This is a genomic window from Microbacterium sp. Leaf320, assembly GCF_001423485.1.
In the GTDB taxonomy this organism is placed as follows: domain Bacteria; phylum Actinomycetota; class Actinomycetes; order Actinomycetales; family Microbacteriaceae; genus Microbacterium.
Map to the genome: position 1 here is coordinate 760,526 of NZ_LMOD01000001.1, position 12,279 is coordinate 772,804.

Sequence of the window (12,279 nt, forward strand, 5' to 3'; positions counted from 1 at the left end):
GAAGTGAGGCTCCGAATGACGACACCTGTGCGCGACGCTCTTCCGGACGGAGTTCCCCCACTCACCGGAGACGTCCTCGCCATTCGCGGAGGGCGCCCGCTGCGCGGCCGCGTCGACGTCAAGGGCGCGAAGAACCTCGCGACCAAGGCGATGGTGGCCTCCCTGCTCGGCGAGACCGTCAGCGTGCTGCGCGACGTTCCTGCCATCAGCGACGTCGCGGTCGTCCGCTCGCTGCTCGAAGTCCACGGCGTCCGCGTCTCCGACGGCGATGAGCCCGGTGCACTCGTCTTCGACCCGAGCGACGTCGAGTCCGCTCACTTCGAGGAGATCGACGCCCACGCCGGCGCGTCCCGCATCCCGATCCTCTTCTGCGGACCTCTTCTGCATCGTCTCGGCCAGGCGTTCATCCCCGACCTGGGCGGATGCCGCATCGGCGACCGTCCGATCGACTTCCACCTGGATGCCCTCCGCAAGTTCGGCGCCATCGTAGAGAAGCTGCCCAGTGGCATCCGCCTCTCGAGGGGCGGCGCACGCCTGCACGGCGCGAACATCCACCTCCCGTACCCGAGCGTCGGAGCGACGGAGCAGGTCCTGCTCACCGCCGTCCGTGCCGAGGGCACCACGGAGCTGCGAAACGCCGCCATCGAGCCCGAGATCATGGACCTGATCGCCGTGCTGCAGAAGATGGGCGCGATCATCTCGTACGAGCCGAACCGCGTCATCCTCATCGAGGGTGTCGAGACGCTTCGGGGGTACGACCACCGTTCGATCTTCGACCGCAACGAAGCCGCCTCCTGGGCGTCTGCCGCACTCGCCACCGACGGTGAGATCTTCGTGGGCGGGGCGAAGCAGCAGGAGATGCTGACGTTCCTCAACGTGTTCCGCAAGGCCGGCGGATGGTTCGACATCCAGGAGGACGGGATCCTGTTCCGTCGCGACGGCGAGCTCAAGCCGGTCATCGTCGAGACCGACGTGCACCCCGGCTTCATGACCGACTGGCAGCAGCCTCTCGTCGTGGCTCTCACCCAGGCCAAGGGCCGCTCGGTCGTGCACGAGACGGTCTACGAGAACCGTCTGGGCTTCACCGAGGCCCTCGTCAAGATGGGCGCCGACATCGTCGTGCACCCCCGAGGGTTGCAGGACGGCCCCCGCCGCGTTCCGCGCCGGGACCTCGAGCAGGCCGCCGTCATCACCGGACCCACGCCCCTGCATGCTGCCGACATCGTCGTGCCCGACCTTCGGGGCGGGTACAGCCACGTCATCGCCGCTCTCACGGCGGAGGGCGAGTCCCGGGTCTCCGGTGTCGACATCCTGAGCCGTGGGTACGAGAAGTTCCTCGCCAAGCTCGATGCCGTGGGTGCCGACTTCGACGTCATCCGGTGACCGCTGTGGGTTCCCGCTCGACGGAGACCACGCGGCCGAGCTTCTTCTGGCCGGTCGCAGCGATCGCCGTGCCCTTGATCTCGCTGGTGGCGAAAGTGCGGATCAGGGGAGCCGAGAAGCTTCCGCGTGACGGTGCGTACGTGCTCGCACCGAACCACTATTCGGAGTTCGATCCGCTGGTCGTCGCGCTCGCGGTGTGGCGCATCGGTCGTGCGCCGCGATTCATGGCCAAGGAGAGCCTGTTCAAGGTGCCTGTGCTCGGATGGATCCTCCGTCGCACCGGGATGATCCCGGTGGCACGCTCGTCGTCGGCCTCCGCTGCGAAGCAGACGCTGAAGCAGTCCGCCGAGCTCGTCGAACACGGACGCGGTGTGATCGTGTACCCCGAGGGCACACTCACCCGCGATCCCGATCTCTGGCCGATGAGGGGCAAGTCCGGAGCCGTCCGGCTCGCTCTCACAGACGGCATCCCGCTGATCCCGATGGCCCACTGGGGTACACAGGAGATCATGGGGCGCTACCAGAAGGGGTTGAGCCTCTGGCCGCTGCGCAAGCCCGTGGATGTCATAATCGGAGACCCCGTCGACGTCTCCGACCTCCGAGGGCGGGCAGGCGAGGCATCGGCGCTGAACGAGGCGACGAACCGACTGATGAACGCGATCACGGCGCTTCTCGAAGAGCTGAGAGGTGAGAAGGCGCCCGCCGAGCGGTGGAACCCCTCGACCCACGGACAGAAGGAGACGGGTCGACTTGACTCCTAAACGCAACGTCGCCACGGGCCCGCGGGTCGCCGTCATCGGCGCAGGCAGCTGGGGCACGACATTCGGCAAGATCCTGGCTGACGGCGGGGCGCAGGTCACTATGTGGGCGCGCCGCGCCGAGCTCGCGCACGAGATCGATGAGGCCAAACGGAACTCCCGCTACCTGCCCGGCATCAATCTGCCGCGCACGATGGCGGCGACGCATGAGCTGGCGATCGCACTGCGTGACGTCGACCAGGTCTACCTCTCGGTGCCGAGCCAGTCGCTGCGAGAGAACCTGAAGGCCCTGCGTCCGCTGCTGGCCGACAACGATGCCAAGATCGTCAGCCTCATGAAGGGCGTCGAACGCACCACCGGGCTCCGCATGAGCCAGGTGATCGAACAGGAGCTGCGCTGCGACCCCGACCGTATCGCGGTGGCTTCAGGGCCGAACCTCGCCCTCGAGATCGCCCGCGAGCAGCCGACGGCCGCCGTGATCTCGTCGCGCAGCCAGGAGACGGCCGAAGAGGTCGCCAGGGCCGCGCGCAACAGCTACTTCCGCACCTTCGTGAACACCGACGTGATCGGCACGGAGTTCGGCGGGGTGCTGAAGAACCTCATCGCCGTCGCGATCGGGATCGTCGACGGCGTCGGATACGGCGAGAACACGAAGGCGTCGATCATCACGCGCGGTCTCGTCGAGATGACGGATTTCGCCGTTGCGAACGGCGCCCACCCCGAGACCCTGCAGGGTCTCGCGGGCCTCGGCGATCTCATCGCGACCTGCCAGTCGCCGCTCAGCCGAAACAACACCGCCGGGCGCCTGCTCGGCCAGGGATACAGCTTCCAGGACGTCGTGAAGCAGATGCAGCAGACCGCTGAGGGACTCGCGTCCGTCGCGCCGGTGCTGCAGCTCGCCCGCGAATCCGAGGTGGACATGCCCATCGTCGAACAGGTGAAGATGGTGCTCGACGGGAAGATGAACCCGCGCGACATCGCACCCCACCTGACGACGGACGACGACACCCCCCAGGGTGAGAGGACCAACCATGGACAAGCAGACGGTGGTGGTGCTCTTCGGAGGGCGCTCCAGCGAGCATTCGATCAGTTCCGCAACGGCGGGCGGAGTGCTGGGCGCGATTGATCGCGACCGCTACGCGGTGATCCCCGTGGGGATCACCCGTGAGGGTGCGTTCGTCCTCGAAGACGACGACCCGGCGAAGTTCCCGCTGGATGCCGCGCATCTTCCCGAGGTGGCGGACAACGGAACCCGCGTGCTCTGGCCCGAGCCCGGCGGAGACCGGACGCTGCGCGTGGTGCGCCCCGACGGCGGAACCGAGAGCTTCGGCGAGATCGACATCGTGCTGCCCATCCTGCACGGTCCGCACGGCGAGGACGGCACGATCCAGGGATACTTCGACACGCTCGAGGTTCCCTACGCCGGCGGCGGCGTGCTCGACTCGGCCCTGTGCATGGACAAGCACTTCATGAAGATCGCGTTGCGTGCTGCTGGACTCTCCGTGGCTGCAGGGCTGACGGTTCGTGCACGGCAGTGGGCGCAGGACGCCGCCGCCGTCCGGGCCTCTGCCGCGGAGCTCGGACTGCCCCTGTTCGTCAAGCCCGCGAGGGCGGGATCGAGTGTCGGCGTCTCGAAGGTCGAGCATCCCGACGAGCTCGATGCCGCTCTTGCGATCGCTTTCGCCGAGGACGACAAGGTCCTGATCGAGACCGGCGTGGTCGGCCGCGAGATCGAGGTTGCGGTGCTGGAGAGCGCCGACGGTGTGCGCGCATCGCTCCCTGGCGAGATCGTGCTCACCTCGCGCGGATTCTATGATTTCGAAGGCAAGTACCTCGGCGGCGACGGCGTAGACGTGGTCTGCCCCGCCGTGCTCGAGGAGTCCGAGATCGCGGCGATCCAGGACGCCGCGATCCGAGCATTCGAGGCGGTGGACGGTCGCGGCCTCGCCCGGGTGGACATGTTCCTCACGCCCTCCGGCGAACTCGTCGTCAACGAGCTGAACACCATGCCGGGGTTCACGCCGATCTCGATGTTCCCGAAGTGCTGGGTCGCGTCGGGCCTCAGCTACGGCGACCTGATCTCGGAGCTGATCGAGGCGGGACTCCGCCGCTGATCGTGCGGCGGCCGTCAGCCGCAACGCCGCGTGCGAATACTCGTCGACTAGCCTGCGTGCGGGGGCTGGGGAGGGTACGTGCCGTTCATCGGGGCAACCGGGCCCGCGTGCGGCGGGTACGCGTAGGACCCCGTCGCCGCGTGGCCGGTCGCTGCGACCTGGGCGGTCCGGTCGAGCGCTGTCGGAGTGGGCGCCGCTCGATGGATCAGCGCGACGACGAGCGCGGCCAGCCACCCCCAGGTGAGTCCCCACGACACGCCTGCCGTGGCGATCTGGTAGTACTGCGTCATCGCGTACTCCGCCTGCTCCGTCGGGAGCCTCAGCGCGATGACCACCAGCGGCGCGCGTGCGGCCCCGGCGATGGCGGCCGCGACGATCACCGCTCCCCAGGTGCCGAAGAAGACCGCGGCGCCTCGGCCCGGCAGCGAAGCACGAGTGACGGACCGGACGAAGATCCACGTCAGTCCTGTCAGGACGAGGAGTGCGACGAACATCGCGACGAGGGCCATGGGCTGCGCGTTCGGTCGCAGCGCGAAGCCGATGGGATCTTGCAGGATGAACACGCGGGGGACGTTCGGGAGCCCCCACAGCAGGGTGAGATAGGTGATGAAGCCGCTCAGCAGCGCCCCCACCCCGACCAGGATCGCTGCGACGACGGACGTTCTACGCGAGGGGTTGGGGTTCATGCGGCGAGTCTAGGGGCCTCTCGGCAGTGCCTGAGCTGCCTGCTCCGCGCGTCGTCGGTTCGCCCGATCGAGTTCGCTCAGCCCTCGTCGGAGTCTTCCTGCGTCGGAACGCGGTCCGTGCAGCGCGCGGTGGCGGGCTCGAGACCGGACTGGATGCTGGTGGAGAGACTCTCGACGACGGTGCGGAAGTCGATCTCCTCACCGCGCCGGATGATCACCTCGACAGCGGGGTCGCGACCGTAGGTCACCAGCCGCTGCCGCTCCTCTTCCTGGTCGAGGACGAGCCAGTCGACGCTGCCGATCGTGGTGCACACCTCGGTCGACGGCGCCGGAGGCTCGACGCCGCAGCGGAGCACCACGGTCGGATCTCCCCACGCCCCGGTCGCCTGGGCGTCGGTCCAGACGCGGTCGAGGTCCCCGACGGCATCCGGGAGCAGGACGGAGACCTCAGCGCACGCGGGATCGTTCGCGTCGTCTGCCGGCTCCAGGTGGACGGTGGTGGAGCATCCGGAGAGAGCCGCGACGAGGGCCAGCGAGCCCGCGACGACGGCGAGACGGCGAGAACGGGGCATGCTTCCAGGCTACCTTTGACTGCATGCCCTCCCGACCTCGCGATGACGATCCGACCCTCGGCGAACTGTCCGAGGGGGAGATACTCCGCGCGATCCTCGCGCGGACCGCGAAGGCCACGCACACGCTGATCGGCCCGGGAGACGACGCGGCGGTGATCGCGGCCCCGTCGGGTTCCGTGGTCGCGACGACGGACACGCTCGTGCACGGACCCGACTTCCGACTCGCGTGGTCGTCGGGGTACGACCTCGGCTGGAAGGCCGCCGCGGTGAATCTCGCCGACGTCGCAGCGATGGGCGCTCGACCGACGGCTCTGCTCGTGGCGCTGGCCGTTCCCCGCGACCTTCGGCTCTCGTTCGTCGAGCGGCTCGCCGACGGGCTCCGCGACGCGTGCGCCGCTCTCGCTCCTGGGTGCGCGGTCGTCGGAGGCGATCTCACCGTGTCGGACGTGCTCACCGTCGCCGTCACCGCGCTCGGCGACCTCGAAGGACGGCAGCCCGTGACCCGCTCGGGAGCGCGCGTCGGCGATGTCGTGGCGGTCGCTGGAGAGCTCGGCCACGCCGCGCACGGGCTCTCGGTGCTCTTCGGCAGGTTTCGCGACGGAGAGAAGCCGGTGCCGGTGGATGCCGATGCGCTGGCCCCGGGGGAGAGAGCCGCCCTCGATGCGCAGCTGAGGCCGTCACCGCCCATCGGTCTCGGCCCGTTCGCCGCCACGGCCGGCGCCACCGCGATGATGGACATCTCCGATGGCCTCGCTCTCGATGCGCGGCGGATGGCCGCGGCATCCGAGGTCACGATCGCCCTGGACGGCGCTTCGCTCGGCGGAGACCCGCTGCGCGCCCTCGCCGGTGGCGAGGACCATGCCCTGCTCGCGACGTTCCCGCCGGGCGTGCTGCCCCCGGGTTTCCGGATCATCGGTGCGGTCACTGCGCGGGGCGACCATGATCTGCTGGTCGACGGAGGTCCCGCCGATGTGTCCGGCTGGGATCCCTATCGGGACTGGGACTCGACGTCGGGCTGAGCGCCGTCTGCGGACTGTGCAGGCTCAGCCCACCACAGGGCTGTGTCGCCGTACGTCTTCTCACGGATCAGATCGAGTCCTGCCGCGACGAGATCGGGCGGCGTGGAGCGGCGCGCCCGCTCGATGACGACCAGGGCGTCGGGGGAGAGCAGCGGCGCGAGAGCCACGAGATCGGCGGTCATGGCATCGTCGTCGATGTCGTAGGGCGGGTCGGAGAACACGAGGTCGTACGGCCCCGTCGCATGCTGCAGAAAGGCTCGCACCGCGCTCTGGTGCACTCGGGCGGCGGGCAGTCCGGCTTTGGCGAGCACTGCGGCATTGCGTCGCACGACGACGGCCGCCTCACGGCCCTTCTCGACGAGGTCGGCGCTCACCGCTCCGCGGCTGAGAGTCTCCAGGCCGAGCGCGCCCGATCCGGCGTAGAGGTCGAGGACGCGCGCTCCGGCGATCGCATCCATCGACTCCAGCGCTCCGAAGAGGGACTCGCGCACGCGGTCGCTGGTCGGTCGTGTGCCCGCGTGCGGCACGTCCAGTCGCGCTCCTCGTGCCTTCCCGGCGATGATCCTCGTCACCCGTTCACGATACGACAGCCGGGGCGCACGCCGTGTCCGTGCAGCCTCCTAGACTCGGAGCATGTCGCTCACGCTCGATTCGTCTCTGGAGGAGGCGCTCGGCGTCACCCCTGCGAAGACCCTCGATCGGGCGTTCCGCATGAAGACGGTCGGCGATCTGCTCTCGCACTATCCGCGGCGGTACGCCGATCCCGGTGAGCTGACCCCGATCCGCGAACTCCCTCTCGGTGAGACGGTGACGATCGTCGCCGAGGTGCTGTCATCGAGCGCCAGGGCCATGCGCAACCGCCGGGGAGCCATGGTCGACGTCGTGATCGGCGACGGCATCGGCAAGATGTCTCTCACCTTCTTCGCGAAGAACCTGGGGGCCGCCAAATGGCGGTCGGAAGACCTGGCCGTCGGGCGCCGAGGCGTCTTCTCGGGAAAGGTCGGCGAGTTCAACGGAATGACGCAGTTCGCGCACCCGGAGTATGAGCTCTTCGACGACGAGGATGCGGCACGGCGTCGGGCCGATGCTCGGGCGGCCGTGCTGATACCCATCTACCCGGCCACGGCGAGCCTGCAGACGTGGCAGATCGCGAAGTTCATCACGCGCGTGCTCGACGGACTCGGAGAGGTGCCTGAGCCGCTGACGGCGGAGGTCCGTACCAGGGAGGAGCTGTTGACCGCGCGCGAGGCGCTCGAGCAGATCCACCGTCCTCAGACGCGCAACGACATCGATCCGGCCGTCCGCACGCTGCGCATGCACGAGGCGCTCACACTGCAGACGGCGCTGCTGCAACAGCGTGATGCCGTCCGGGCGCTCTCGGCGACGGCGCGACCGGCGATGCCCGGCGGGCTGCTCGAACGATTCGACGCCTCGCTGCCGTACGAACTCACCCCGGATCAGCAGACGGTCGGAGCGCAGGTCGCCGAGGACCTCGTCGGATCCTGGCCGATGAACCGGCTCGTGCAGGGTGAGGTCGGTTCGGGAAAGACACTGGTCGCGCTGCGGGCTATGCTGCAGGTCGCCGAATCCGGGGGACAGGCCGCTCTCATCGCGCCGACCGAGGTGCTCGCGGGGCAGCACCTGCGGTCGATCGCGAAGATGCTCGGACCGCAACTGGGCCCGCTGGTCATGCCGACGCTGTTGACCGGACAGATGCCGGCGGCTGAGCGCCGCAAGGCCGCGCTCCGAGTGGCGTCAGGGCAGGCGCTCATCGTCGTCGGCACCCATGCGCTGCTCGGCGAGAAGACGACCTTCGCCGACCTCGGTCTCGTCGTCGTCGACGAGCAGCACCGCTTCGGAGTCGAGCAGCGTGAGGCGCTTCGGGCGAAGGGGTCGAGCCCGCATGCGCTCGTGCTCACCGCGACACCGATCCCGCGCACCGTGGCCATGACCGTTTTCGGCGACCTCGACACCTCTGTGATCCGGACGATGCCGAAGGGCCGAGCGGGGATCGAATCGTTCGTCGCCCCGTTGGCCGAGCATCCAGGATGGTTCAACCGGGTGTGGGAGCGCGCGGCCGAGGAGATCGCCCAGGGACGCCAGGTGTTCGCGGTGTGCGCCGCGATCGACACGACGAAGAAGACGGCGGAGGCGGGGGAGCAGCCGCTCGTCCAGCCCGAGGGGGCATCCGGACCCCGGTGGGGCGTGGTGCAGCTCGATGAGGCGCTCGAGACGCACCCGAAGCTGGGCACTCTGCGAAGGGCGGTCCTGCACGGACGCATGCCGTCGGATGAGAAGGATGCGATCATGCAGGCGTTCGCCCGCGGCGAGATCGACCTGCTGATCGCGACGACCGTGATCGAGGTCGGAGTCGACGTTCCCAACGCCTCGACGATGATCGTGCTCGACGCCGATCGATTCGGAGTGTCGCAGCTGCACCAGCTGCGCGGCCGTGTCGGTCGAGGGGGAGTCCCCGGTCTGTGTCTGCTGGTGACCGAGGCCGAGGTGGGATCGGTCGCACGAGAGAGGGTCGACGCGGTGTCGGCCACTCTCGACGGCTTCGCCCTGGCCGAGGTCGATCTCGATCTGCGCGGTGAAGGCGACGTTCTCGGGTCCGCCCAGGCAGGCGTCCGCTCGTCCCTCAAGCTGCTCCGGGTGGTGAAGGACTCCGGTCTGATCGTCAGGGCGCGCGAACTGGCCGAGGGAATCCTCACCGCAGATCCGGATCTCGAGGCGAATCCTGGCCTGCGATCGGCGATCGAGCGACGCGTGAGCGACGACGATCGCGCGGCCCTGGCGAAGAACTGACCTGCAGACGGCGTGCCCTAGGCTGGGGAGCATGAGCAGCCGGATCGCCGTCGTCCCGGGTTCCTTCGACCCGCCGACCCTTGGTCACCTCGACGTCATCCGTCGTGCGGCCAAGCTGTATGACGAGCTCCATGTGCTCGTCGTTCACAACCCGGGCAAGGAGGCGATGCTGCCGATCGCGCAGCGGATGTCGCTGATCGAGCAGTCGATCGCCGAAGAAGGAATCGGCGCCAACGTCGTCGTGGGCTCCTGGAGCATGGGCCTGCTGGTGGACTACGCGCGAGATGTCGGCGCGGGGGTCCTGGTCAAGGGGATCCGTTCGCAGATCGATGTCGCCTACGAATCGCCGATGGCGATCGTCAACCGTCACCTCGCCGACATCGAGACCGTCTTCCTGCTGCCCGATCCCGCGCATGCACTCGTGTCGAGCTCGCTGGTGCGTCAGGTAGCGGGGCTCGGTGGCGATGTCTCACCGTTCGTCCCGCCTGCGGTCGCGGCATTCCTCGATACGGGGTCGCGCGGTATCTGACCTTCCCGTCCGAGGCAGCGCGCACAGCGCGGAACCAGCCCCGAACGACGCAGAGCCGGTACCATTGCGGGGTGCGTTCCCGAATGAGTGGCCCTTTCGTCCTCCCCGTCCGCGACATCGTCCGAAAGCCCGGCGAGATGCGCGAGCATGAGTTCTCCGTGACCCTGCGCGAAGCGTGGGGAGAGGGGATCGTGGCGTATGAAGCAGGATCCGAGCTCGACCTGGATGTGCGACTGGAGTCGGTCCACGAGGGCATCCTGGTGTCCGGAACGGCCGATGCGGAGTACTCCGGGGTGTGCGGAAGATGCCTGATCGACATCGCTCGGCCCGTCGAAGTCGAGTTCCAGGAGCTTTTCGCGTATCCTGGTGAGGAAGAAACTGACTTCGAGGTTCAAGACGACCACGTGGATCTTGAAACTCTAGTCAGGGATGCGGCCGTGTTGTCGCTTCCATTTCAGCCGGTGTGTCAGCCGGATTGCCCCGGGCTCGACCCGGAAACGGGCGAGAGACTGACCGCGAGCACCGGAACGGAGCAGGACGCTCCCATCGATCCTCGGTGGAGTGCGCTCCAGAACATCACAGACCGAGACGGCACGGAAGAATCTCGTGCCGTCGAGAAAGAAGAGAGCTAGTCATGGCTGGTAACCCCCCGAAGCGCAAGGTATCCCGTTCGAACACCCGCTCGCGCCGTGCGCAGTGGAAGGCGGCGCCCGTCGCGCTCGTCAAGACGATCGAGAACGGCCAGGTCGTCTACAGCCGTCCCCACCAGGCGAAGGTCGTCACCGACTCGCAGGGCACCGAGCTGTTCCTCGAGTACAAGGGCCGCAAGGTCGCCGACGTCTGAGTCGCGACTTCACGACTGTGACTAAGGTCCCTGGGGGGACGAGACCGCTCCCAGAGAAGCTCCGCGTCGAAATCGACGCGGAGCTTCTGGAGTTGGCACTCACCCATCGCTCCTACGCGTACGAGCACGGCGGGATCCCGCACAACGAGCGTCTCGAATTCCTCGGCGACTCGGTGCTCGGTCAGGCTGTGACCGTGATGCTCTTCACGACCCATCCAGGGCTCGACGAGGGTGAGCTCGCGAAGCGGCGTGCGAGCGTCGTGTCTACCGTCGCTCTCGCAGAGGTCGCTCGAGGCCTCGATCTGGGCAGCCATCTGCTCCTCGGACGCGGAGAAGAGCAGACGGGCGGCCGCAACAAGGACTCGATCCTCGCGGACACGATGGAGGCGGTGATCGGGGCGACCTATCTGTCGGCAGGTCCCGATGCCGCCACCGACCTCGTGCTGCGACTCACCGAGCCGCTGCTCGCTGACCCCGAGCGGTACGGCGCGGCCATGGACCCGAAGACGAGTCTTCAGGAGCTGGCCGCGAAGCTGGGCGCGACACCGCCTGCGTACTCGATCGAGGCGAGCGGCCCCGACCACGATCGCCGTTTCGTCGCCACCGTCGCGGTCGGCGACGTCGCGATGACCGGCAAAGGCAGCAGCAAGAAGACGGCCGAGATGGCGGCGGCGCTCAGCGCATGGCGCTTCCTCAACGAGCGTGCCTGAGCTCCCTGAGGTCGAAGTCGTCCGTGCGGGACTCGCTCCCGCCGCGATCGGTGCCGTCATCACCGCGGTGACGGTTCTCGACGAGCGCGCGCTGACGCGCCATGCCGCGGGGCCTGCCGACTTCGTCGCCCGTCTCGAAGGTCGCACCTTCACCGATGCCTCCCGTCGAGGCAAGTTCCTCTGGCTCCCGCTCGATGCCGACGACTCCGCTCTGATCGCGCACCTCGGAATGAGCGGTCAGATGCTGCTCCGCTCCCCGGATGCCACCGCAGAGCGGCACGAGCGGATCCGGATCGACATCGAGCATCCTCGTCACGGTGAGCTCGCGATCGTCTTCGCCGACCAGCGCACGTTCGGGTCTCTCGCGGTCGACCGCTTCGTGCTCGACGGGCCGACTCCCGTGCCCACCCAGGTCGCGCACATCGCTCGCGACCCGATGGACCCCCACTTCGACGACACGGGGTTCCTCCTCGCGCTGCGACGGCGGGGGAGTGCGATCAAGCGGGTTCTCCTCGACCAGCAGGTGATCAGCGGGGTCGGCAACATCTATGCCGACGAGTCGCTGTGGGCGGCGCGGATCCACCCGGAGACGCCGGCGAGCTCTCTCTCCACGCAGGCAGCGATGCGCCTCCTCGCCGAGGTTCGAACAGTCCTCGCCAAGGCCCTCGCGGAGGGCGGTACCAGCTTCGACTCGCAGTACGTGAACGTGAACGGTCAGGCGGGCTACTTCGCGCACTCGCTCAACGCCTACGGTCGTGGCGGGCAGCCGTGCCCTCGGTGCGGTGGACTCATCAGGCGTGAGGCGTTCATGAACCGATCGAGTCACTACTGCCCCCGGTGTCAGCGCCGACGCTGA

General features: G+C 68.3%; 14 protein-coding genes. 11 read left to right on the forward strand and 3 right to left on the reverse strand.

What is annotated here, in order from left to right:
• The first annotated feature begins 15 nt into the window (after positions 1-15).
• Genes murA through ASF63_RS03600 form a run of 4 tightly spaced genes read left to right on the forward strand, consistent with a single transcriptional unit; the run spans position 16 to position 4,255 of the window.
• A complete protein-coding gene (gene murA, locus ASF63_RS03585) occupies positions 16-1,383 on the forward strand; it encodes a UDP-N-acetylglucosamine 1-carboxyvinyltransferase (RefSeq protein WP_056509649.1) in 1,368 nt (455 codons plus the stop codon).
• Complete coding sequence (locus tag ASF63_RS03590) at positions 1,380-2,144, forward strand: lysophospholipid acyltransferase family protein (RefSeq protein ID WP_056509660.1); 765 nt, start codon at positions 1,380-1,382, stop codon at positions 2,142-2,144. Before murA ends, ASF63_RS03590 begins: the two co-directional genes overlap by 4 nt.
• On the forward strand, positions 2,134-3,267 hold the full coding sequence (locus ASF63_RS03595) for an NAD(P)H-dependent glycerol-3-phosphate dehydrogenase (protein ID WP_056509667.1): 1,134 nt from the start codon (positions 2,134-2,136) through the stop codon (positions 3,265-3,267). The genes ASF63_RS03590 and ASF63_RS03595 overlap by 11 nt, the downstream gene beginning before the upstream one ends.
• A complete protein-coding gene (locus ASF63_RS03600) occupies positions 3,173-4,255 on the forward strand; it encodes a D-alanine--D-alanine ligase family protein (protein WP_056509670.1) in 1,083 nt (360 codons plus the stop codon). The genes ASF63_RS03595 and ASF63_RS03600 overlap by 95 nt, the downstream gene beginning before the upstream one ends.
• Positions 4,256-4,302: 47 nt before the next feature.
• Here ASF63_RS03600 and ASF63_RS03605 read toward each other — a convergent pair whose 3' ends face one another.
• Positions 4,303-4,941 (reverse strand): hypothetical protein, encoded by a 639-nt coding sequence (locus tag ASF63_RS03605; protein ID WP_056509674.1) that lies wholly within the window; start codon positions 4,939-4,941, stop codon positions 4,303-4,305.
• A 77-nt stretch (positions 4,942-5,018) separates the two neighbouring features.
• Positions 5,019-5,513 carry a DUF3515 family protein gene (locus ASF63_RS03610; RefSeq protein ID WP_056509677.1) on the reverse strand — a complete coding sequence of 165 codons (495 nt, stop codon included), beginning with the start codon at positions 5,511-5,513 and terminating at the stop codon, positions 5,019-5,021.
• 23 nt (positions 5,514-5,536) lie between these two features.
• Between ASF63_RS03610 and thiL the strand changes: the two genes are divergently transcribed.
• A complete protein-coding gene (gene thiL / locus ASF63_RS03615; RefSeq protein WP_056509679.1) occupies positions 5,537-6,532 on the forward strand; it encodes a thiamine-phosphate kinase in 996 nt (331 codons plus the stop codon).
• On the opposite strand, the gene rsmD is transcribed toward thiL, so the two are convergent.
• Positions 6,502-7,104 carry a 16S rRNA (guanine(966)-N(2))-methyltransferase RsmD gene (rsmD, locus tag ASF63_RS03620; protein ID WP_056509682.1) on the reverse strand — a complete coding sequence of 201 codons (603 nt, stop codon included), beginning with the start codon at positions 7,102-7,104 and terminating at the stop codon, positions 6,502-6,504. The two genes, thiL and rsmD, sit on opposite strands and share 31 nt — an antisense overlap.
• Positions 7,105-7,165: 61 nt before the next feature.
• Here rsmD and ASF63_RS03625 point away from each other — a divergent pair, with 61 nt between their 5' ends.
• The 6 genes from ASF63_RS03625 (at position 7,166) to mutM (ending at position 12,279) form a co-directional block, all read left to right on the forward strand.
• Positions 7,166-9,340, forward strand: coding sequence for an ATP-dependent DNA helicase RecG (locus ASF63_RS03625; RefSeq protein ID WP_056509684.1), 2,175 nt, complete (start codon positions 7,166-7,168; stop codon positions 9,338-9,340).
• Between the two features lie 31 nt (positions 9,341-9,371).
• Positions 9,372-9,869 (forward strand): pantetheine-phosphate adenylyltransferase, encoded by a 498-nt coding sequence (gene coaD, locus ASF63_RS03630; protein ID WP_056509687.1) that lies wholly within the window; start codon positions 9,372-9,374, stop codon positions 9,867-9,869.
• An 83-nt stretch (positions 9,870-9,952) separates the two neighbouring features.
• Positions 9,953-10,501 carry a YceD family protein gene (locus ASF63_RS03635; protein WP_056509688.1) on the forward strand — a complete coding sequence of 183 codons (549 nt, stop codon included), beginning with the start codon at positions 9,953-9,955 and terminating at the stop codon, positions 10,499-10,501.
• A 2-nt stretch (positions 10,502-10,503) separates the two neighbouring features.
• Positions 10,504-10,713 (forward strand): 50S ribosomal protein L32, encoded by a 210-nt coding sequence (gene rpmF, locus ASF63_RS03640; protein WP_017830754.1) that lies wholly within the window; start codon positions 10,504-10,506, stop codon positions 10,711-10,713.
• Between the two features lie 17 nt (positions 10,714-10,730).
• Positions 10,731-11,423, forward strand: coding sequence for a ribonuclease III (gene rnc / locus ASF63_RS03645; protein WP_056509690.1), 693 nt, complete (start codon positions 10,731-10,733; stop codon positions 11,421-11,423).
• Positions 11,416-12,279 carry a bifunctional DNA-formamidopyrimidine glycosylase/DNA-(apurinic or apyrimidinic site) lyase gene (gene mutM, locus ASF63_RS03650; RefSeq protein ID WP_056509692.1) on the forward strand — a complete coding sequence of 288 codons (864 nt, stop codon included), beginning with the start codon at positions 11,416-11,418 and terminating at the stop codon, positions 12,277-12,279. The genes rnc and mutM overlap by 8 nt, the downstream gene beginning before the upstream one ends.

Coding starts and splice junctions, on each gene's coding strand:
- ASF63_RS03625 (WP_056509684.1), top strand. CDS start 7,166: ATGTCGCTCACGCTCGATTCGTCTCTGGAGGAGGCGCTCGGCGTCACC.
- murA (WP_056509649.1), top strand. CDS start 16: ATGACGACACCTGTGCGCGACGCTCTTCCGGACGGAGTTCCCCCACTC.
- ASF63_RS03600 (WP_056509670.1), top strand. CDS start 3,173: ATGGACAAGCAGACGGTGGTGGTGCTCTTCGGAGGGCGCTCCAGCGAG.
- rpmF (WP_017830754.1), top strand. CDS start 10,504: ATGGCTGGTAACCCCCCGAAGCGCAAGGTATCCCGTTCGAACACCCGC.
- ASF63_RS03605 (WP_056509674.1), bottom strand. CDS start 4,941: ATGAACCCCAACCCCTCGCGTAGAACGTCCGTCGTCGCAGCGATCCTG.
- ASF63_RS03610 (WP_056509677.1), bottom strand. CDS start 5,513: ATGCCCCGTTCTCGCCGTCTCGCCGTCGTCGCGGGCTCGCTGGCCCTC.
- thiL (WP_056509679.1), top strand. CDS start 5,537: ATGCCCTCCCGACCTCGCGATGACGATCCGACCCTCGGCGAACTGTCC.
- ASF63_RS03635 (WP_056509688.1), top strand. CDS start 9,953: ATGAGTGGCCCTTTCGTCCTCCCCGTCCGCGACATCGTCCGAAAGCCC.
- coaD (WP_056509687.1), top strand. CDS start 9,372: ATGAGCAGCCGGATCGCCGTCGTCCCGGGTTCCTTCGACCCGCCGACC.